This window comes from Streptomyces sp. PU-14G, assembly GCF_041028275.1.
GTDB lineage: Bacteria > Actinomycetota > Actinomycetes > Streptomycetales > Streptomycetaceae > Streptomyces.
Map to the genome: position 1 here is coordinate 1 of NZ_JASKYT010000048.1, position 18,982 is coordinate 18,982.

General features: G+C 73.4%; 19 protein-coding genes and 2 pseudogenes. 12 read left to right on the top strand and 9 right to left on the bottom strand.

From position 1 onward, the window contains the following. Positions 1-226 precede the first annotated feature (226 nt). Together AB8Z75_RS08670 and AB8Z75_RS08675 are read left to right on the top strand one after the other, a co-directional pair. Positions 227-877 carry a TetR/AcrR family transcriptional regulator gene (locus tag AB8Z75_RS08670; RefSeq protein WP_369200826.1) on the top strand — a complete coding sequence of 217 codons (651 nt, stop codon included), beginning with the start codon at positions 227-229 and terminating at the stop codon, positions 875-877. 63 nt (positions 878-940) lie between these two features. Beyond that, a complete protein-coding gene (locus tag AB8Z75_RS08675) occupies positions 941-3,112 on the top strand; it encodes an AAA family ATPase (RefSeq protein WP_369200827.1) in 2,172 nt (723 codons plus the stop codon). Positions 3,113-3,152: 40 nt separating this feature from the next. Here the strand turns inward: AB8Z75_RS08675 and AB8Z75_RS08680 are convergent, their stop codons facing one another. Further along, positions 3,153-3,326: a hypothetical protein gene (locus AB8Z75_RS08680; protein ID WP_369200828.1), complete on the bottom strand. Its 174-nt coding sequence runs from the start codon at positions 3,324-3,326 to the stop codon at positions 3,153-3,155. A gap of 220 nt (positions 3,327-3,546) precedes the next feature. On the opposite strand from AB8Z75_RS08680, the gene AB8Z75_RS08685 reads away from it, so the two are divergent. After that, positions 3,547-3,789 carry a DUF397 domain-containing protein gene (locus AB8Z75_RS08685; protein ID WP_369200829.1) on the top strand — a complete coding sequence of 81 codons (243 nt, stop codon included), beginning with the start codon at positions 3,547-3,549 and terminating at the stop codon, positions 3,787-3,789. Positions 3,790-4,064: 275 nt separating this feature from the next. Beyond that, a complete protein-coding gene (locus AB8Z75_RS08690) occupies positions 4,065-4,967 on the top strand; it encodes a helix-turn-helix domain-containing protein (protein ID WP_369200830.1) in 903 nt (300 codons plus the stop codon). A 30-nt stretch (positions 4,968-4,997) separates the two neighbouring features. Here the strand turns inward: AB8Z75_RS08690 and AB8Z75_RS08695 are convergent, their stop codons facing one another. From AB8Z75_RS08695 to AB8Z75_RS08705, 3 genes are all read right to left on the bottom strand, one after another. Beyond that, on the bottom strand, positions 4,998-5,459 hold the full coding sequence (locus AB8Z75_RS08695) for a nuclear transport factor 2 family protein (RefSeq protein WP_369200831.1): 462 nt from the start codon (positions 5,457-5,459) through the stop codon (positions 4,998-5,000). A gap of 74 nt (positions 5,460-5,533) precedes the next feature. Next, positions 5,534-6,364: an SAM-dependent methyltransferase gene (locus AB8Z75_RS08700; protein ID WP_369200832.1), complete on the bottom strand. Its 831-nt coding sequence runs from the start codon at positions 6,362-6,364 to the stop codon at positions 5,534-5,536. 217 nt (positions 6,365-6,581) lie between these two features. Continuing rightward, positions 6,582-7,037: an ATP-binding protein gene (locus AB8Z75_RS08705; protein ID WP_369200833.1), complete on the bottom strand. Its 456-nt coding sequence runs from the start codon at positions 7,035-7,037 to the stop codon at positions 6,582-6,584. Positions 7,038-7,367: 330 nt separating this feature from the next. Between AB8Z75_RS08705 and AB8Z75_RS08710 the strand changes: the two genes are divergently transcribed. The 5 genes from AB8Z75_RS08710 (at position 7,368) to AB8Z75_RS08730 (ending at position 12,221) form a co-directional block, all read left to right on the top strand. After that, positions 7,368-8,225 carry a helix-turn-helix domain-containing protein gene (locus AB8Z75_RS08710; RefSeq protein ID WP_369200834.1) on the top strand — a complete coding sequence of 286 codons (858 nt, stop codon included), beginning with the start codon at positions 7,368-7,370 and terminating at the stop codon, positions 8,223-8,225. Between the two features lie 4 nt (positions 8,226-8,229). Next, positions 8,230-8,493 (top strand): DUF397 domain-containing protein, encoded by a 264-nt coding sequence (locus tag AB8Z75_RS08715; RefSeq protein ID WP_114017946.1) that lies wholly within the window; start codon positions 8,230-8,232, stop codon positions 8,491-8,493. A gap of 72 nt (positions 8,494-8,565) precedes the next feature. After that, complete coding sequence (locus AB8Z75_RS08720; protein WP_369200835.1) at positions 8,566-9,390, top strand: SAM-dependent methyltransferase; 825 nt, start codon at positions 8,566-8,568, stop codon at positions 9,388-9,390. A gap of 44 nt (positions 9,391-9,434) precedes the next feature. Continuing rightward, a complete protein-coding gene (locus AB8Z75_RS08725; RefSeq protein ID WP_369200836.1) occupies positions 9,435-10,259 on the top strand; it encodes an SAM-dependent methyltransferase in 825 nt (274 codons plus the stop codon). A gap of 144 nt (positions 10,260-10,403) precedes the next feature. Beyond that, a complete protein-coding gene (locus tag AB8Z75_RS08730; protein ID WP_369200837.1) occupies positions 10,404-12,221 on the top strand; it encodes an acyl-CoA dehydrogenase in 1,818 nt (605 codons plus the stop codon). Between the two features lie 110 nt (positions 12,222-12,331). Here the strand turns inward: AB8Z75_RS08730 and AB8Z75_RS08735 are convergent, their stop codons facing one another. After that, positions 12,332-13,882: an FAD-dependent oxidoreductase gene (locus AB8Z75_RS08735; protein WP_369200838.1), complete on the bottom strand. Its 1,551-nt coding sequence runs from the start codon at positions 13,880-13,882 to the stop codon at positions 12,332-12,334. Between the two features lie 264 nt (positions 13,883-14,146). On the opposite strand from AB8Z75_RS08735, the gene AB8Z75_RS08740 reads away from it, so the two are divergent. Together AB8Z75_RS08740 and AB8Z75_RS08745 are read left to right on the top strand one after the other, a co-directional pair. Beyond that, positions 14,147-14,917 (top strand): DUF6227 family protein, encoded by a 771-nt coding sequence (locus AB8Z75_RS08740; protein ID WP_369200839.1) that lies wholly within the window; start codon positions 14,147-14,149, stop codon positions 14,915-14,917. A gap of 63 nt (positions 14,918-14,980) precedes the next feature. Beyond that, positions 14,981-15,634: pseudogene (locus AB8Z75_RS08745) on the top strand (transglycosylase family protein); the annotation flags it as partial. A 110-nt stretch (positions 15,635-15,744) separates the two neighbouring features. Here the strand turns inward: AB8Z75_RS08745 and AB8Z75_RS08750 are convergent. After that, on the bottom strand, positions 15,745-15,891 hold the full coding sequence (locus AB8Z75_RS08750) for a pentapeptide repeat-containing protein (RefSeq protein ID WP_369200846.1): 147 nt from the start codon (positions 15,889-15,891) through the stop codon (positions 15,745-15,747). Between the two features lie 49 nt (positions 15,892-15,940). Here AB8Z75_RS08750 and AB8Z75_RS08755 point away from each other — a divergent pair. Then, positions 15,941-16,258, top strand: a pseudogene (locus AB8Z75_RS08755) (M23 family metallopeptidase); the annotation flags it as partial. A gap of 134 nt (positions 16,259-16,392) precedes the next feature. Here AB8Z75_RS08755 and AB8Z75_RS08760 read toward each other — a convergent pair. The 3 genes from AB8Z75_RS08760 to AB8Z75_RS08770 form a co-directional block, all read right to left on the bottom strand. Then, positions 16,393-17,100 (bottom strand): ABC transporter ATP-binding protein, encoded by a 708-nt coding sequence (locus AB8Z75_RS08760; RefSeq protein ID WP_369200840.1) that lies wholly within the window; start codon positions 17,098-17,100, stop codon positions 16,393-16,395. Continuing rightward, positions 17,097-18,050 (bottom strand): ABC transporter ATP-binding protein, encoded by a 954-nt coding sequence (locus AB8Z75_RS08765; protein WP_369200848.1) that lies wholly within the window; start codon positions 18,048-18,050, stop codon positions 17,097-17,099. Before AB8Z75_RS08765 ends, AB8Z75_RS08760 begins: the two co-directional genes overlap by 4 nt. 62 nt (positions 18,051-18,112) lie before the next feature. Further along, a complete protein-coding gene (locus AB8Z75_RS08770) occupies positions 18,113-18,982 on the bottom strand; it encodes an ABC transporter permease (RefSeq protein WP_369200849.1) in 870 nt (289 codons plus the stop codon).

Here is an 18,982-nt window from a genome sequence, read left to right on the forward strand (position 1 = left end):
CCTGTCCTGACTGCCGGCCGCCCCCGCCTGGTCCACGCCGCGCCGCGTGCGTGCCGCGTGCGTGCCGCGCGTGGGCTCAGCTCCACTACAGCAGCGCGCCACGGCTGCCGCAAAGGGCYSCGGACCCCTGGCCGGCCCCGGCCCGCGCGCACGGCCCATCGACGCCTCCACCCAGGAGACCGGGTCACTTATTTAACTCAGTAACGTTTCCTGTTACGGTCCCCCCATGAGCGAATCCCCCTCCGGGCTGCGCGAGCGCAAGCGGCAGCGCACCTACCAGGCGATCTCCGACGCGGCCGTGACCCTCTTCCTGGCCAAGGGGTTCGACGCCGTCTCCGTCTCCGAGATCGCGGACGCCGCCGAGGTCTCCAAGCCGACCCTCTTCCGCTACTTCCCGGCCAAGGAGGACATGGCCCTCCACCGCTTCGCCGACCACGAGGACGAGGCGGCGCGGGTGGTCGCCGCCCGCGCAGCGGGCACCACGCCACTCGACGCGCTGGAGGCCCACTTCCTCGCCGGCCTCGACGCCCGGGACCCGGTCACCGGGCTGTGCGACGACCCGGACGTGCTCACCTTCCACCGGCTGCTGTACGGCACGCCGAGCCTGGTGGCCCGGCTGCACTCCTACACCGCGCGCTCCGAGGAGGCGCTGGCCGCGCGGCTGGCCGGGGCAGCCGACGGCGCAGCCGGTGTCCGCGCGGCGCTGACGGCCCGGCTGGCCGCCGGACAGATCGTCACCACGCAGCGCGTCCTCGCGCTGGAGAACTGGCGCCGCGTCTCACTCGGCGCGAGCGCGGAGAGCTGCCTGGCGACGGCGTGCGAGGACGCCGTCCACGGCTTCGCGCTCCTGCGGGCCGGACTGGCCCCGTACGCCTGACCACCAGGCCCGCGCCCCGGCACCGTGCGGCGCGGGCGTCCCACCACGAAGAGGAGCGTCCCCATGCCGGGGGAAGACCCCACCCGCGGCGCCGCTCTCGGCGCCGCTCTCGGCGCCGAGCTGGCAGCCGAGCGTGCCTACACCGACGCCTGCCGGGCCGCGCTCGACCGTACGGACGCCGCCACCCGGGAGCGGGTGCGTCAGGGCGCGGGCGTCGTCACCGGCCGCCACTCGGGTGACGCGGCCGAGGAAGGCGTCGCGGGAGACGGGGCGAGCGCCGAGGCGCTCGGCCGGTACCTGCGCAGCCGCGCCAAGGAGGTACGGGAGGAGCCGGACGGGCCGCCGTTCTTCGGCCGGCTCGACTTCAGCAGCGAGGGCGCGGGCGGCGACGAGGCCGGCGAACACCGCGGCCAGCGCTACTACATCGGCCGCCGCCGGGTCAGCGAGCACCCCTCGGCACCCCCGCTGGTGCTGGACTGGCGGGCGCCCGTCTCGCGTGCGTTCTACCAGGCGACGGCCCGCGCCCCGCAGGGCGTCGGCTCGCGCCGCCGGTTCGGCTGGGCGCCGGGCGGCACGGGGGCGGCCGGGGACCTGACGGGCCTGGAGGACGAGCCGCTGGCCGCCGACCCGGGAGGCGGCGGGGACGGTGCGGCCTCGGCACTGAGCAGCGACATCGTCACCGAGGAGATCGAACGTCCCCGCGTCGGCCCGATGCGCGACATCGTCGCCACCCTCCAGCCCGAGCAGGACGACCTGGTCCGCTCGGGCCCCGGCACCTCCCTGTGCGTCCAAGGCGCGCCCGGCACCGGCAAGACCGCCGTCGGGCTCCACCGCGCCGCCTATCTCCTCTACACCTACCCGCGCCGGATCGAGCGCGGCGGACTCCTCGTCGTCGGCCCCAACCGCGCGTTCCTGCACTACATCTCCGCCGTGCTGCCCTCCCTCGGCGAGGGGGGCGTACGCCAGTGCACGGTGGCGGATCTGCTGCCCGGGCGCGCGGTGGCGGCCGAGGACGCCCGAGAGGCCGTGGAGTTGAAGCACGACGCGCGCATGGCGAGCGTGCTGCGCCGCGCTCTGTACGCACGGGTGCGGTTGCCGGACGGGCCGCTCGCGGTTCCGGACGGCTCCTACCGGTGGCGGCTCGACGAGGAGGAACTGCGCGCGATCGTCGAGGAGACGTTGGCCCAGCGACCGCCCTACGAGGTCGGCAGGGAACGGGTGCGGGCGCGTACCGTGGCGCTGCTGCGCGATCTCGCCGAGCGCCGCGCAGGACCGCCCGGGGGCGAGTGGCTGCGCCGCATGGGCAGGAAGAGGGAACTCACCGCTTTCCTGGACGCGGTGTGGCCCCGGGCGCGGGCCGAAGAGGTCGTCGCCGGTCTGCTCGGCGACGACCGTGTGCTGGAGGCCGCGGGCGAGGGGCTGCTGGACGCAGCCGAGCAGCGTGCCCTGGCGTGGGCGGGCCGCCGCCCGCGCACGCCCCGCACGGCGCGCTGGTCGCAGGCCGATCTGCTGCTGCTCGACGAGGTGGCGGGGCTGATCGAGCACCCCGAGGAGAGCTACGGGCACGTGGTGGTGGACGAGGCGCAGGACCTCTCCCCCATGCAGTGCCGCGTGCTGGCGCGCCGCAGCCGCTTCGGCTCGCTGACCGTGCTGGGTGACCTGGCGCAGGGCACCACCGCCTGGGCCGCCCGCGACTGGGAGTCGCAGTTGGCGCACCTGGGTGCGCCCGGTGCCCTCGTCACGCCGCTGACCACCGGCTTCCGGGTGCCCGAGGCACTGGTGGAGGTCGCCAACCGGCTGCTCGGCTCGCTCGGGGTGCGGGTGCCGGGCGCCCGGTCGCTGCGCCCGGGCGGGGAGCTGACGCGGGTGCCGGTGGCCTCGCCCGCCGGGGTGCCGGCGGCAGTGGCCGGGCGGGTGCGGGCGGCGCTGGAGCGGGAGGGCTCGGTCGGGGTGATCGCCGACGGGGCGCGGGTGGCCGCGCTGCGGGACGCCCTGGCCGCCGCGGGCATCCCGTCCGCGGTCCCGGGGCAGGAGGCGCCGGCGGCCCGGGTCACCGTCGTGGGTGCCGAGCTCTCCAAGGGCCTGGAGTACGACCACGTCGTCCTGGTGGAGCCGGCCGAGATCGCCGAGAGCGGGACCCGCGGGCTCCAGCGGCTCTATGTCGGGCTCACCCGCGCGGTATCGCGGTTGGAGTTCGTCGGCGCACGGGAGCTGCCCGCGGCCGTGCGCGCGTGAGACGGGAGCTGCCCGCGGCCGTGCGCGCGTGAGGCGAGGGCTACCGGCAGCCGTGCGCGCGTGCGGCCGGCCCGGTGGCAGCGAGGTCGCGGAGCCAGTCGGGCCGGTCGGCGATCTCCAGCAGCAGAAGCAGCCGCGTGAGGGGGTTGTCCACGTCGGAACCGTCTTCCACCGGGTCCGCTGCGGCGGGGGGTCGGGCGCCTGGTGTGGTCACTGGAGCTCCTGTAGGCGAACGGAAGATCGTGAACTCCGTTGTCGAGCCGCGGAGTTGAACCCCCAGAGGCTCAGGGGGGTGGAGTACGTCGGGCATTGTGGCGGGTCCGTACTTACTTCTGCAAGTACATCTGCAAGTACAGATGCAACCACGTTCGGCTGTGAGACGCTTCCAGACGTCGCAACCGCCCACGGGGGAAAGTGACTAGGGAGAGACGTACATGCAGATCGAGAACGGCATCGAGGCCACCCGGATCGAAGGCGCGGTGTGGCGCAAGAGCCGCCGCAGCAACCCGAACGGCAACTGCGTGGAGGTGGCCGCCCTGCACGGCCAGGGCGTCGCGGTGCGCAACTCCCGCTTTCCGTCGGGCCCCGCCCTGGTGTACACCCCCGCCGAGATCGCGGCCTTCGTCCAGGGCGCCAAGGACGGCGACTTCGACGACCTGCTGGAGAGCCAGGCCTGACCCGCCGCGCCCACAGCTGAAGAGCACGGCAGAGCACGACCGCAAGACCCCACGGCGCCGCCGCCGCACGACACGGACGTGCGGCGGCGGCTCACGTGCGTACCGGCGCACCGCCTGGCGTCGGAGGCCACGCAGGCACGCTCACGGCACACGAGTGCCGCGCGGTCACGCGAGCCGCCGAATCCGCCTCACGTGACCGGTATGGCTGTACGCCCGGTGAGCGGAATGGGACACTGAGCGTCCGGACAGTCACTCAGGGAAGCAAGGCGGGCGCGATGGCAGTACAGCCGCGGCGCGAGGCGTCGCCCGGACGCATCCTCGACCACCCCAGAGGCGGTCCGACGATCCTGCGCATCGTCCTGGGCACCCAGTTGCGGCGGCTGCGCGAGGAGCGGGGCATCTCACGCGAGGACGCCGGCGAGGCGATCCGCGGCTCGCACGCCAAGATCAGCCGTCTGGAGCTCGGCCGGGTCGGCTGCAAGGAGCGCGACGTCGCCGACCTGCTGACGCTGTACGAGGTGTGGGACCCCCAGGAGCGTCAGGAGTATCTCGCGCTCGCCCGCCAGGCCGGCTCTCCCGGCTGGTGGCAGAAGTACAGCGACGTGATGTCGCCGTGGTTCGACCGGCTCATCGGGCTTGAGGAGGCCGCCTCGATCATCCGCATGTACGAGGTGCAGTTCGTCCCCGGCCTGTTGCAGACCCGTCCGTACGCGCGCGAGGTCATCCGCCTCGGCCATCCCCGGGACGACGCGCGGCGCAGCGAGCGCCGCATCGAGTTGCGCATGGAGCGGCAGGCCATACTCGACCAGCCGCACGCGCCCCGGCTGTGGGCCGTGATGGACGAGGCGGCGCTGCGCCGCCCGTTGGGCTCCCGCCAGGTGATGCGGGACCAGATCGAGCACCTGATCGAGGCGGCCCAGCGGCCCAACGTCACGCTGCAGATCGCCCCGTTCAGCCTGGGCGGCCTCGCCGCGGCCGGCGGGCCCGTCACCATCCTGCGCTTCCTCGAACCCGACCTGCCCGACATCGTCTACCTGGAACAGCTCACCAGCTCCCTCTACCTGGAGAAGCGCGACGAGGTGGAGGGCTACCTGGTGGTGATGGACCGCCTGAGCGCCATGGCCGATCCCCCGGCCAGGACGCTGACGTTCCTGGAGAAGCTGCTCAGCGAGTACTGAGCGGCCCGCTACCGGCGCCGCACGGCCCGGCTATCCGGCCAGTCCCGCGACGACGGCTTCGAGCCGGCCCGTCTCGTAGGCGCCGCGCAGGGCGTCGGCATAGTCGCGCACATGCACGATCTGGCCACCGCCGGCGCGCAGCACCAGCAGGAACGGCAGGGCGAACTGCTTGCCGGTGGCGGTGATACGGGCGCGCGCCCGCTGCTCCGCGACGATCACCTCGGGGTCAGCCGTCTCGTGGACGACGATGTCCTCGATGTCCTCGACCCGCACCAGCGCCGCACCCCACGCCGCGCCGAAGCCCTCGCGGATCTCCTCGCGCCCCTCGTACCGCTCCGGGCGCCCGGGGGCGAGCAGCGGGAACTCGTACACGGCGTCCGGGGCGTGGAGATCGGCCAACTCGTCGGCGGACATGTGCAGCATGGCCGTATGGAAATCCGCGAGCAGTGCGCGGGGATGGGACCGGCCGTGCCGTGTCGCCTCGTCGTTCATCAGCGTGCTCTCCTCCGTAGGCCGAACCGCCCGGCTCTCTCGCCGAGTCGGCCGTATCACCGGGTAGGCCGCTCTCACCGCTTGCGGGCCACGCCCCCGAACTCGAACCATACGTCTTCGGCACGCCGTCGGCCGCACAGGTCGGAGTCGGGGCGCCACCGCGATATCTCGACCAGGCCGGGGGCGAGGAGGCCGAGCCCGGCGAAGTAGGCGGAGACCTCGTGGGGTTCGCGGACACGGCCCCATCTGCCGCCCGTGCTGCGGCACATGAACTCGGTGACCGCGTCACGGGTCCCGGCGTCGTGGCTGACGAGTTGGTTGAGCACGATGAAGCTGCCGGACGGCACCCGCTCCATGACGCGGCGCACGAGGGCCGCCGGGTCGGAGGAGTCGGGCAGGCAGTGCATCACCGACACGAAGAGCAGCGCGACGGGTTCGCCCCGGTCGATGAGGCGGCACACCTCGGGGCTGTCGAATATCGCGTCGGTGTCCCGCATGTCAGCGCGTATCACCGCGGTGCGGGCGTTCTCCTCCAGCAGGGCGCGGCCGTGGGCGAGGACGATGGGGTCGTTGTCGACGTAGACGACGCGGGCACCACCGTCCTCCCGTTGGGCGACCTGGTGGACGTTGTCCTGGGTGGGCAGGCCCGAGCCGTGGTCGATGAACTGGCGTACCCCGTAGTCCCGCGTCAGAACGCGGACGACGCGCCGCAGGAAGCTGCGGTTGTCGAGCGCGAGCGCGCGGGTGCCCGGCACCTTCCGGTCCAGTGCCGCGACGGCCTCGCGGTCGACGGCGTAGTTGTCCTTGCCGCCCAGGTAGTGGTCGTACATCCGGGACACGCTCGGAACGGTGACGTCGACCGCGTCCACTCCGAGATCGTCCGCCCCGGCCAGCTCTTCCCGCATCGGTGCCCCACGTGATCCCCGTGCATCGCGCACTCTGCCAGCGCGTGCGCCTGCCCTCGCGGGAAGCATGACACGCCGGGAGCGGTCTGGACCACGCCAATCGGCCTGCTACGTGCGGAAATTGCCTCGCCGCGCGGAACATACCGGGAGGTTCCGGGGCGGTTGCGGCGCGCCCGCCTCCCGTCCCGCCCACGGCACACGGCCGTCGGCCGACCGCTCAGCCGGTCGTGCCCAGTTCCGCCCAGACGACGCGACCGCACCGGGTGTCGCGGGCCTTGACCCCCCATCGCTGGGCGAGGGCGCCCACGAGCTGGAGGCCGCGGCCGTTGACCTCGTCGGGGCCCGCGCTGCGTGGCTGCGGGGCGCGGGTCTGGGTGCCCTCGTCCGTGACCTCTATACGCAGCCTGCTGCCGTCCAGATGGATGCTGCACCCTATGCGCCCGGTGTCGGTGTGCAGGACGGCGTTGGTGACGAACTCGGAGATCACCAGCTGCGCCGTGTGCCCGAGATCCTCGGGGAACCCCCAGCGGTGCAGGTGACTGCGCAGCTGGGCGCGGGCGCGGGCCACGGACGAGGTGTGTGCCGGGAGCTCGAACCCCTCCTGCCGCGCTTCGTCGGCCACGGCGGCCGGTGCGGGTGAGGAGAGCTGCGCAGGGGGATACGAGGAGGCCACGGGATCGCCTTCCGTCTACCTGTGGGGTGTGGGGACGGCTGCCGGCAGGTGTTCCGCCGCACGGGCCCCAGAGGCGCCGGCGCACGCGCGAGTGAGCCGGGGGGCTGTTGCTGGCAGGCCCTCCGGCGGTGCGGATGAGGGTGTGCGGCTCCGGTGCCGCAGCTGCATGAGCTGGGTCACGTTCTTCACTATGCGCAGCCTCATTCACAGATGGCAAGAGGAGTTCTGCAATTCGCAGAATCGAATGGGCAGTATGGCTGCTGCACGGGAGCCATGGCAGACTGCTGACGCATCAGGGTCCGCCCGGGGAGGCAAGTCGAGGAGGCAGTAGTGGCCGAGGCCCGTTCCGCGCCGACTGTGGGGCAGATAGTGCTCGGCCTGCGCCTGCGTGACCTGCGGGAGCGCGCGGGCTGCTCCTTCGCCGAGGCCGCGCATGCACTGAGCGTGAACACGACCACGGTGCGCCGCATGGAAAAGGCGGAGGTCGGGCTCAAGCCCCCGTACGTGGAGAAGCTGCTGCGCATGTACGGCCTCTCCGCCGAGGAGGCCGCGTCCTTCCTCACCCTGGTGGAGGAGGCGAACCAGCCCGGCTGGTGGCACAGCTTCCGCGACGTCCTCCCCTCCTGGTTCAGCCTCTACGTGAGCCTGGAGGGCGAGGCCAGCCTGATCAGGGCGTACGAGCCGCACTGCGTTCCCGGGCTGCTCCAGACCGAGGACTACGCGCGTGCGCTGCTGCGTACCGGGTTCCCCGCCGCGGACGAGGAGGAGCTGGACCGGCGGGTCCAGCTGCGCATGGGGCGCCAGCGGCTCCTGGAGGGCCGGCAGGCGCCGGTGCTGTGGGCCGTGCTCGACGAGCAGGTACTGCGGCGCCACGTGGGCTCACCCGAGGTCATGCGGGGCCAGATCGACCACCTCGCCGAGATGACCAGACGGCAGAACATCACGCTCCAGATCATCCCGTTCACCTCGGGTGCGCATCCCGGCATGTTCGGGCCCTTCCAGCTGTTCCGTTTCGACATTCCGGAGCTCCCGGACATCGTCTACACGGAGAGCCTGACGGGGGCCGCGTACCTGGACCAGCGTCCGGACACCGCCGCCTATCTGGAGGTGCTGGACCGCATGGGCGCGCAGGCCGCGCCAGTACCACACACCGAGACCGTCCTCGGTGAGATCCGCAAGGAGTTTTAGAACCATGGGTCACACAGGCCACACCCGCCCCCACATATACAACGGCATGCCGGCCAAGAACCTCGGCACCGAGGGCTGGCAGAAGCCGTGGAGCGGCACCAACGGGGGCAGCTGCGTGGAGGCGATGAAGCTCGGCGACGGCCGGGTCGCCCTGCGCCAGTCCACCGACCCCGAGGGACCGGCGCTGATCTACACCACCCACGAGTTCGAAACCTTCCTCCAGGGCGCCAAGCAGGGCGTGGCCGACTTCCTGCTGGCCTCCGACTGACGCGACGACCCGGGGCCGCGCCACCGAACGGCGACGCCCTTCAGCACTGGGACCGGAGAACGGAGAGGCCGCATGACGGCAGAGGGAAACCTTCCCGGCATAGACACCACCAAGCCGCACTCGGCGCGGATGTACGACTACTACCTCGGGGGCAAGACCCACTACGAGGCGGACGTGCAGGCGGCCGAAGCGGTGATCGCCACCGTGCCGTTCGCCGGGGGCATGGCGCGCGCCAACCGCGATTTCATGATCCGCGCCACCCGCTGGCTGGCCTCCGAGGCGGGGGTGCGGCAGTTCCTGGACATCGGCAGCGGCATCCCCACCGAGCCCAATCTCCACCAGATCGCCCAGTCGGTCGCCCCCGACGCGCGGGTCGTCTACACCGACAGCGACCCGATCGTGCTCCAGTACGCGCAGGCGCTGCTGCACAGCACCCCCGAGGGCCGCACGGCCTACCTCCAGGCGGACGCCGCCCGCCCCGCGACCATCGTCGACTCCGACGAGTTGCGCTCCACCCTCGACCTGACCCGCCCTGTCGCCCTCTCGGTCAACGCGCTCTTCCACTTCGTCCCCGACGAGTGGGGTCCCTACGAGATCCTCAAGGGGCTCCTGGAGCGCCTGCCCTCCGGCAGCTACCTGTGCCTCTCGCACGCCACCGCCGACATCGACGATCCGGCGCTGGCCGAGCTGGGCCGCGAGGTGGAGGAGATCTACGCCAAGGGCGGGACGAGCCTCAGGCTGCGGGACCGCGCGGAGGTCGCCCGCTTCTTCGACGGTCTCGAACTGGTCGAGCCCGGCATCGTGATGGCCCACGACTGGCGCCCCGACCCCGAGCAGCCGACCGAGCTCAAGGAGGGGCAGCCCAGCATGCTGGCGGCGGTGGCCCGCAAGCCCTGAGCGAGCACGGACGCGGGGACGCACGGACGACGGAGGGGGAACACGTGCCCGAGCACAGCAGCGCACCGCCGATCGACACGACCAAGCCGCACTCGGCGCGGATGTACGACTACTACCTCGGGGGCAAGACCCACTACGAGGCGGACGTGCGGGCGGCCGAGGCGGTGGTCTCCGTGCTCCCCGAGATCGTGGCGGCGGCCCGCGCGAACCGCGACTTCATGGCGCGGGTGACCCGCACACTGGCGGCCGACCACGGCGTCGGCCAGTTCCTCGACGTCGGCAGCGGCATCCCCACCGAACCCAACCTCCACCAGATCGCCCAGTCGGTGGCGCCCGAAGCCCGGGTGGTCTACACCGACAACGACCCGGTCGTGCTCCAGTACGCCCACGCCCTTGTCCGCAGCACGCCCGAGGGCCGCACCGCCTACGTCCACGCCGACGTCACGGACCCCGGGAGCATCCTCGGCGCCGCGGAGCTCAGCGACACCCTGGACCTGAGCCGCCCTGTGGCGCTCTCGGTCAACGCGCTCCTCCACTTCGTCCCCGACGACCGTGACCCCTACGGCGTCGTGGCCGCCCTGCTCGAACCGCTGGCTCCCGGCAGCTTCCTGTGCCTGAGCCACGGCATCGCGGACCTGCCCGACGACGGGACCTCGGACCGGGCCGACGACGTGATCGGGATCTACCAGCGGGGCGGTACGGCGTTCGTGCCGCGCAGCCGGGAGCAGGTCGTCCGGTTCTTCGACGGCCTCGACCTCCTCGATCCCGGCGTCACGATGGCACATCTGTGGCGGCCCGACGGCGATCCGGCCGAGCGCCTGCCGAAGGAGGCGCTGACCCTGCACGCGGGTGTGGCCCGCAAGCCCTGACCCCATCGACCGGTGGCAGCCGTTGGCAGCCGTTGACAGAGCCTGGCACGGAAGCGAGCATAAGCAAGCGCTTATACAGCGTCGTCGCCGCCGACGGCGCGGCGCTCGCTGCACGCCCGCCGCACCCCGGGATCGGAAACCGTCATGGCCACACCCGCAACCCTGCTCTCGCGCCGCGACCTCGACTTCCAGCTCCACGACTGGCTGCGGATCACCTCGCTGACCGAGCGCGCCCGCTACCAGGAACACTCGCGGGAGACCTTCGACGACGCCCTGGCACTGAGCGAACGCATCGCCACGCACCACTTCGCCCCGCACAACAAGCGCAACGACCGGGAGGAACCCTGGTTCGACGGCGAGCGGGTGCACACGCACGAGGACGTCGCCGACGCGCTGGCGGTGTTCGCCGAGTCCGGACTGCTGGCAGCCGCCATGGACCAGGAGCACGGCGGCATGGGGCTGCCGCACGCCGTCAGCACCGCCTGCTTCGCCTTCTTCCAGGCCGCGAACGTCGGCACGTCCGCCTATCCCTTCCTCACGCTCGGCAACGCCCGCCTGCTGTGCGCCCACGGCTCACCCGAGCAGGTCGACACGTACGTGCGGCCGATGCTGGAGGGCCGCTACTTCGGCACCATGTGCCTGTCCGAGCCGCAGGCGGGATCGTCACTCGCCGACGTGGCGACCCGGGCCGAGCGGCGCGAGGACGGCACCTACCGGCTGTTCGGCACCAAGATGTGGATCTCGGGCGGCGACCACGAACTGTCCGAGAACATCGTCCACCTCGTGCTCGCCCGCACGCCCGGCGGCCCGGCGGGGGTCAAGGGGCTCTCCCTCTTCCTCGTCCCCAAGTACCTGGTCGAGGCCGACGGCACCCGCGGCGAGCGCAACGACGTGGTGCCCGCGGGCCTCAACCACAAGATGGGCTACCGGGGCACCACCAACACGCTGCTCAACTTCGGCGAGGGCGCCCGCCACCGGCCCGGCGGCGAGGCGGGCGCCGTCGGCCACCTGGTCGGCGAGGAGCACCGCGGCCTCGCGTACATGTTCCACATGATGAACGGTGCGCGCATCGGCGTCGGTGCGGGGGCGATGGCCCTCGGCTACACCGGCTACCTCAAGTCGCTCGCCTACGCCCGTGAACGCCCGCAGGGGCGCCCGCTGACCGCGGCGGGCAAGGACGCGGGCGCCGCGCAGGTGCCGATCGTCGAACACACGGACGTGCGGCGGATGCTGCTGGCGCAGAAGTCGTACGTGGAGGGCGCGCTCGGCCTCCTGCTCTACTGCGCGAAGCTGGTCGACGAGGAGCGCTCGGCCCCCTCCCACGAGGAGCGGACACAGGCCGCGCTGCTGCTGGAGGTGCTGACCCCGATCGCCAAGAGCTGGCCCTCGCAGTGGTGCCTGGAGGCCAACAACCTCGCCATCCAGGTGCACGGCGGCTACGGCTACACCCGCGAGTACGACGTCGAACAGCACTACCGCGACAACCGCCTCAACCCCATCCACGAGGGCACACACGGCATTCAGGGGCTCGACCTGCTGGGCCGCAAGGTGGTGCGCGGCGGAGGCGAGGGGCTGCGGGCGCTGGGCACCGCCATCGGGCGGACGCTGGAGCGCGCCGAGGCGGCCGGGGACGAGGCGGCCGGTCTGGCGGCCACGCTGCGGGCCTACTGGGAGCGGGCCGTCGCCACCACGGCCCGCGTGTGGGAGCCGGGTGACCCCCAGGTGGCGCTGGCGAACGCGTCCCTCTACCTGGAGGCCGTCGGGCACGTGGTGGTGGCGTGGATCTGGCTGGAGCAGTTCCTGGCCACGCTGGAGGCCGGGCCCGACGACGCGTTCCTGCGGGGAAAGCGGCAGGCGGCACGGTACTTCTTCCGCGCGGAGCTGCCGCGCACGGGGCCGCAGTTCGACCTGCTGGCGGCGCGCGAGACGGTCGTGCTGGAGACCGACCCCGACTGGCTGTAGCGGGCGTGCGCGCGCTCACCCGCACGACCTGACGAGGCGAGGGGCACCGCCTCAGGACCGGCCGGCCAAGGACGCCGCCGCGGACCGGCCGGCCGAGGGTGCCCGCCGCGTCACTCCTCGCCCAGGTCGCGCGGCTCCAGCGGCCGGGTCGCCGGGCCCTGGATCACCGAACCGTCCGTACCGAACCGCGAGCCGTGGCACGGGCACTCCCAGGCCACCTCCGCGTCGTTGAACCGCACCAGGCAGCCCAGGTGGGTGCAGCGCGGCGAGAGGGCGCGCAGCTCGCCCTCGGGGGTGCGGTGGACCGCGCAGCGCCTCCCCCGCACCCGCACGAGGGCACCCGTCCCCGGGGTGATCTCCTCCACCGAGTCCACGTACGCAGGACGCAGCCGGTCGCCGACGAAGCGGCGGGCCACCGTCGACTGGAGCCGCAGCAGCGCGGGGCCCTCGCTCGGCCGGAGCCGCACGGGATCGTAGAGCCCCGCCCACGCGGGCAGCTCGCCGCCGGTGATGTGCGCGGCCAGCAGCTGCCCGGCGAGCACGCCCGAGCTCATGCCCCAGCCGCCGAACCCGGTCGCGACGTAGGTGTGCTGGGTGGCGGCGTGGAAGCGGCCGATGTAGGGCACGCGGTCGGTGGTCTCGTTGTCCTGGGTGGCCCAGCGGTGCGCCAGACGTGCCCTGGGGAACCGTTCGTACGTCCAGGCGGCGAGGCGTTCGTAGCGGGCGGCGACCGAACCGATGCCCGGGGTGCCGGGGCTGAACGTCTCCCCGGTGACGATCAGCAGCCGCCTGCCGTCCCCGAAGGGGTAGGGCGCCGTACGCACCGAGCGGGTCCCGCGCTCCGGCGAGAGGTAGGTGCCGCGCGGGTCGTCCTCCTGCGGCAGCAGCGCGGAGATGACCAGTTCGCGGCGCGGCTGCAACCGCGAGAACATCAACGCCCGGTCGAAGACGGGGTAGTGGGTGGCCACCACCACGTCGCGGGCGGCGACCTCACCCCCGTTCTCCGCCGTCACCACGCACGGTTCGCCCTCGTCGAGCGCGACGACACGGGTGCGCTCGTACAGCAGCCCGCCGCTGCGCCGGATGTCCTCGGCCAGCGCCAGCAGGTACTTGCGGGGGTGGAACTGCGCCTGTGCCTCGACGCGTACGGCGGCGCGCACCCGGAAGGGCAGCCCGGTCTCGGTCACGTACGAGGCGGCCAGTCCGGCCTCGGCCGCCGCGCGGGCCTCGTCCTGTATCTCCGCCACGTGTTCGGCCGACTCGACGTAGGTGTGCGCCGGGACCCGTTCGAACTCGCAGTCGACGCCCAGCCGCTCGGCGATTGCCGCAGCGTGCTCCACGGCCCCCTGCTGCGAGAGCGCGTAGAGCCGCGCGTCCTCGGCCGAGCGGTGGGCGCGCAGCCAGCTGTAGGACAGGCCCTGCAGCGCGGACAGCTTGGCCGTGGTGTGCCCTGTGACGCCGGCGGCCAGCCGGTCGGACTCCAGTACGGCGACGCTGCGCCCCGCACGGGCCAGCTCCCACGCCGCTGACAGCCCCGCTATGCCGCCGCCCACCACGGCGACGTCCACCTCGACCCTGCTGTCGGGCGGCAGCGCCGGCTGGGGCGTGGCCGCCGCTGAGAGCATCCAGTAGGACTCGTATCCGACGGGCAGTGTGGTCACCGCCGCGCTCCCTTCAGCCGGGGCCCGTCCCCCGTGTCGTCCTTGTAGTGTCGTTCCCCCTCGGGCGCCTCTCACCCACGGGCGCGTCCGGCCCCGGACCGGCTCCGCCTCGGCGCACCGGCCGAAACCGGCCGAAACCGCGCTTCCTGGCCGCACCTGGGCGGGCGGAATTCCGCCAACTCCTCCCGCTCACCGCACTCGGAGCGCTACGGTGTGTGCGCGCGGGGACGGTCGGTAGTCTGCTGCACGCCGGGAGGGTCCGCGATGAGCGAAGAAGCTCACCTGACGCCTGCTCACCACCTCGAAGAGCTGCTGGCCCGCGCCCAGAACCCCTTCGACGTCGCCGACACGGTCCTCCACCGGCTCCGCGGTGCGGTGATGTTCCAGGTCGAACTCCACGGCCGGCGGCACCGCAACTCCCCGCCGCCCGCGCTGGGGTGCAGCAGTTTCCGCCATGTCTTCCTGCTGGCCGACGGCAGCAGCGTGCTGCTGTGGGAGCTGTGTTACGACGGCCCCGAAGGCGCGGGCGAACTGCACGAGGTGTACGACGACGCGGAGGCGCTGCTGCGCTCCGAGCGCCGGGTGCACCACCGGATGGGCGAGGCCCACACCCCCGACGCCTCGTTCGGCGGCACGTGCGCCTCCTACGACCTCCCGCCCGGGGCGCCGGGTGCCGAGGCCCTCCCCGCCCGGGAGTACGTACGCGGCGGCTCGGCCGAGCACGCCCGCAGGCTGCTGCGCAGAGCCGAGAACCCGGACCGGCCGGGTGAGGAGACGCTGCGGCTGCTGGCCACCGCGCTCGGACACCACATCACGCACGTACCCAAACCGCACGCACACCCCGGCGAGGGCCAGGTGTGGTGCGCGGTCTACGAGCACGCCTTCCTGCTGGCCGACGGGCACGAGGTCAGCCTCTACGAGCTGGAGCACAACATGACGGGCAGCGGGCGCCTGGTGTGCGAGGTGTACCTGGAGGAGTCCGTCGCCGACCAGGCCGCGCACCGCCTCGGGCGCGGGCGGGGCCTGGACCTGTAGCACCCGCCACCCCACCACCGGCCGCGCACGCGCGCGGACCGCCGAGCACCGGAGGAACCGGCCATGTCCGCACGTGGGCGCCACCGCCGACCCCAGCCCCGCTCCGCCGCGCGCGTCTCCAGAACGGTGACGGCGGGCGGCGCGGGAATCGCCTTACCCCTCGCCGCGGCCCAGCTCGCGCACGCCGCACCGCAGGACGTGTGGGAGAAGGTCGCCGCCTGCGAGAGCAGCGGCAAGTGGAACACCAACACCGGAAACGGCTACTTCGGCGGGCTCCAGTTCACCCAGAGCACCTGGGAGGCGTACGGCGGTCGCGCGTATGCCCCGCGGGCCGACCTGGCCTCGCCGAGCGAGCAGGTCGCGGTTGCCGAGAAGGTGCTGGCGGGCCAGGGTCCGGGGGCCTGGCCGCACTGCGGCCCGCGCGCCGGGCTCGCCCGGGGCGACGCTCAGCCGCACGGCGCCGCGCACGGCGGCGGTGACCAGCCGAGGGCCGAGCGGACCGGCTCCGATGTGCCGGAGGACGAGGAATCTCGGACGTCAAAGGACAAGGCGGAGCGGGCCAGGGCCGAGCGGTTGAAGAAGCAGACGACCTACGAGGTGGTCAGCGGCGACACCCTCTCCGGCATCGCCGACGCCCGGAGCGTCGAGGGCGGTTGGCGCCGCCTCTACGACTGGAACCGCTCCACCGTCGGAGACGACCCCGACCTGATCCTGCCGGGTCAGCACCTGGAGACGACGGGTCCGCCGCAGCAGACCGGGCGCAAGACGGAGAGCGGGCCCGGGCGGTCCGATCGCGCCGACCGCCCGTCCGCCCCCCGGCAGAAGGCTCAGCAGAAGCAGGCACCGGAGAAGAAGGCACCCGAGAAGAAGGAGCCACCGCAGCAGGCACCGCGGAAAGAAGCCCCGCAGAAGAAGGCGCCCCACGCGTCCGGGGGTGCGGCGACCGCCCCCGTGGCCGGTGTCGGTCCGAGCACGGCCTACCGTGCGGCGGGCAGCAGTTGGTCGTCCGGGCACCACACCGGCGTGGACTTCCCCGTCTCCACCGGCACCTCCGTCAAGGCGGTGCTGGGAGGCACAGTGGTCTCGGCGGGGTGGCAGGACGCCTACGGCTACCAGGTGGTGCTGCGCCACCGCGACGGCAGGTACAGCCAGTACGGGCACCTGTCGGCGATCTCCGTACGGTCAGGGCAGTCGGTCGGCGCGGGAGCACGCATCGGCCGCTCCGGCGCGACGGGCAACGTCACCGGACCGCACCTGCACTTCGAGGTCCGCACAGGGCCCGGCTACGGCAGTGACATCGACCCGCTGGCGTACCTGCGGCAGCACGGGGTGCGGCTGTAGGGCTTTGCCTGCGGGTGCTGTCCCGGCAACGGGGGGCCACTGTTCGTGGTGGGCGGCCTGCGGGTGGGCTTTGGCATGTGCGCACCTCCCGGGGGGCAGTTCCCCACGCCCCCCGAGGGCGCGGTCCACCGGTCCTAAGGGTTCGGCCCGGGAACCGGGTCCCGGGCCGGGAGTGCGATGCCCGGCATGTCCACCGTGCGGTCGCACCAGCGTTCCAGCAGGGTGCGGTCGTGGCCGACCGCGAGCAGCGCCGCACCCGTCAGCTCCCGGTACTCCTCGACGACCGCCACCAGCGCCGCCGTGGTGGAGGCGTCGAGCATCGCGGTCATCTCGTCGCAGACGAGCACGCGCGGGCGCAGGACCAGCGCCCTGGCGAGGCAGGCGCGTTGCAGCTGACCGTCGCTGACCTCGTGCGGACGGCGGCCGAGAAGGTCGGTGCCCAGGCCGACGGATCTGGCCAGCTCCCCGGTGCGTGCGACCGCCTCGGCCTTCCGCCCGGTGGCGCGCAGCGGCTCGGCGATCAGCGCGGCGAGGGTCAGCCGGGGGTCGGCGGCCAGCCGGGGCTGCTGGAAGACGACGCCGACGGCGGTCCGCTGGGCGCGGGGCGCCCGGTGCCGCCAGCCGCGCGCCCGCTCGCCGCCGAGGTGGACGGTTCCCGCCCAGGGGCGGTGCAGCAGCGCCGCGACCTTCGCCAGGGTGGACTTGCCGCAGCCGCTGGGCCCCAGCAGCCCGACCGCCTCGCCCTCGGCCACCGTCAGGGAGACCTCGCGGACGACGGGGGCGCTCCGGTCGTATCCGGCGGTGACCGCACGCAGCTCCAGCGCGGGAGGGGGCTGCGTCATACCCGGCTCCCCTCTGGACGGGCCCCGTGCCGGGCGGCCTCGGGCGCGGTCCGCGGATGGTGGCAGGCCACCGTGCTGTTCAGGGCAGGAACGGTGGAGCACGCGGCGTCCGCACGGGGGCAGCGCGGCGCGAAGGCGCAGCCGGCGGGCAGGTCGCCCAGTTCGGGCGGCATGCCGGGGATGGGCAGGAAGGCGCGGTCGGGCAGCGCGTCCAGCAGGCCGCGGGCGTAGGGGTGGCGGGGCCCGGGCGCGCCGAAGAAGCCGTGGCCCGCGGTGAGTTCCACGACGCGGCCCGCGTACATGACCGCCACCCGGTCGGCGATGCGCTGGGCCGCCGCCAGGTCGTGGGTGATGAGCAGCAGTCCGCGCCCTGCGTCGGCGTGGCCGCGCAGCTCGTCCACGGTGCGCTCGACCAGGTCGCGGTCGAGTCCTGTGGTGGGCTCGTCCGCGAGCAGGAGCGGCGCGTCGCCCACGAGAGCGAGCGCGGTGGCGGCCCGCTGGGCGAGCCCGCCGGAGAGCTGGTGGGGGTAGCGGTCGAGGTGGTCGGCGGGGAAGGCGGCGCGCCGCGCGGCGGCGGCGGTGGCGGTGGCCAGCACCTGGCCCCGCGCTCCGGTCAGCTCCCGCACGGTCTCGGCCAGTTGGGAGCGGACGGTGCGCACGGGCGTCAGGTGGGCTGCCGGGCTCTGCGGGACGAGGCCGACGCGCCGGCCGCGCACGGTGCGGGCCAGGGTGGCTTCGTCGGCGGCCAGGAGGTCGGTCTCCTGGCCTGGTCCTGGGCCGGACAGCAGCGCCGACCCGCCGACCCGCGCGTTGCCGGGCAGCAGCCCCAGCAGCGCGGAGGCGAGCACCGACTTGCCGCAGCCGCTCTCCCCGACCAGCGCCAGGCACTCCCCGGGCGCCACATCGAGGCTGACGTCGGTGACGGCGGCGACCTCGCGCCCGCCCCGCATCCGGAAGCGGACGGACAGGTCGCGGACGGACAGCAGGGGCTTGGGTGCGTCGATGCCCTGGTTCACAGCATCAGCTCCGATCGGCGCCGCGGGTTGATCCGCTCCCGCCACACTCCGGCGAGGCCGGCGATGGCGAGGGTGGGGACGATGAGGAACAGGCCGGGGAAGAGGGTGGGCCACCAGTCGCCGGCCAGCAGGGTGCCGCGCGCGTCCTGGATCATGTTGCCGAGGCTGGCGCGGTGGGTGGGCAGGCCGAGTCCGAGGAAGGAGAGCGCCGACTCGTGCCAGATGGCGTGCGGCACCATCAGCACGGCGGCGAGTCCGGCCTGGGGCAGCACGCCTGGCAGCAGGTGGCGTACGCCGACCCGCCAGCGGGAGGCGCCGCCGGAGACGGCGGCGTCGACGAAGTCGCGGGAGCGCAGGGACAGTACTTCGGCGCGCACGATCCGCGCGGTCGACAGCCAGTGGGTGAGCCCGACCGAGATGACGACGGGCCACACCCCGGGGCGGAACATGGCGACGATGAAGATGCCCAGCAGCAGGTGCGGCACGGAAGAGAAGACGTCCACGACGCGCATCACCATCCGGTCGGTACGGCCACCGACCGCGCCGGCCGCGGCGCCGACGGCGGTGCCGATGACGGTGGCGGTCAGCGCGGCGACGACCCCGACGAGGAGGGAGACGCGCAGCCCGTAGACGCAGCGCAGCAGCACGTCGCGGCCCACGTCGTCGGTGCCGAAGGGGTGGGCGGGCGAGGGCGCGTGGAGCTTGTTGGCCATGTCGACGGCCTGCTCGTCGAGCGGGACGAGCAGCGGCACGAGGACGACGGCCAGCACGACCGCCGCCACCACACAGGCCGAGACGGGCAGCCGCAGGCTGCGGCCCGTCGCGGGACTGGCGCGTGGGGTCCTTCGCCGCAGCGCCGCGGGGAT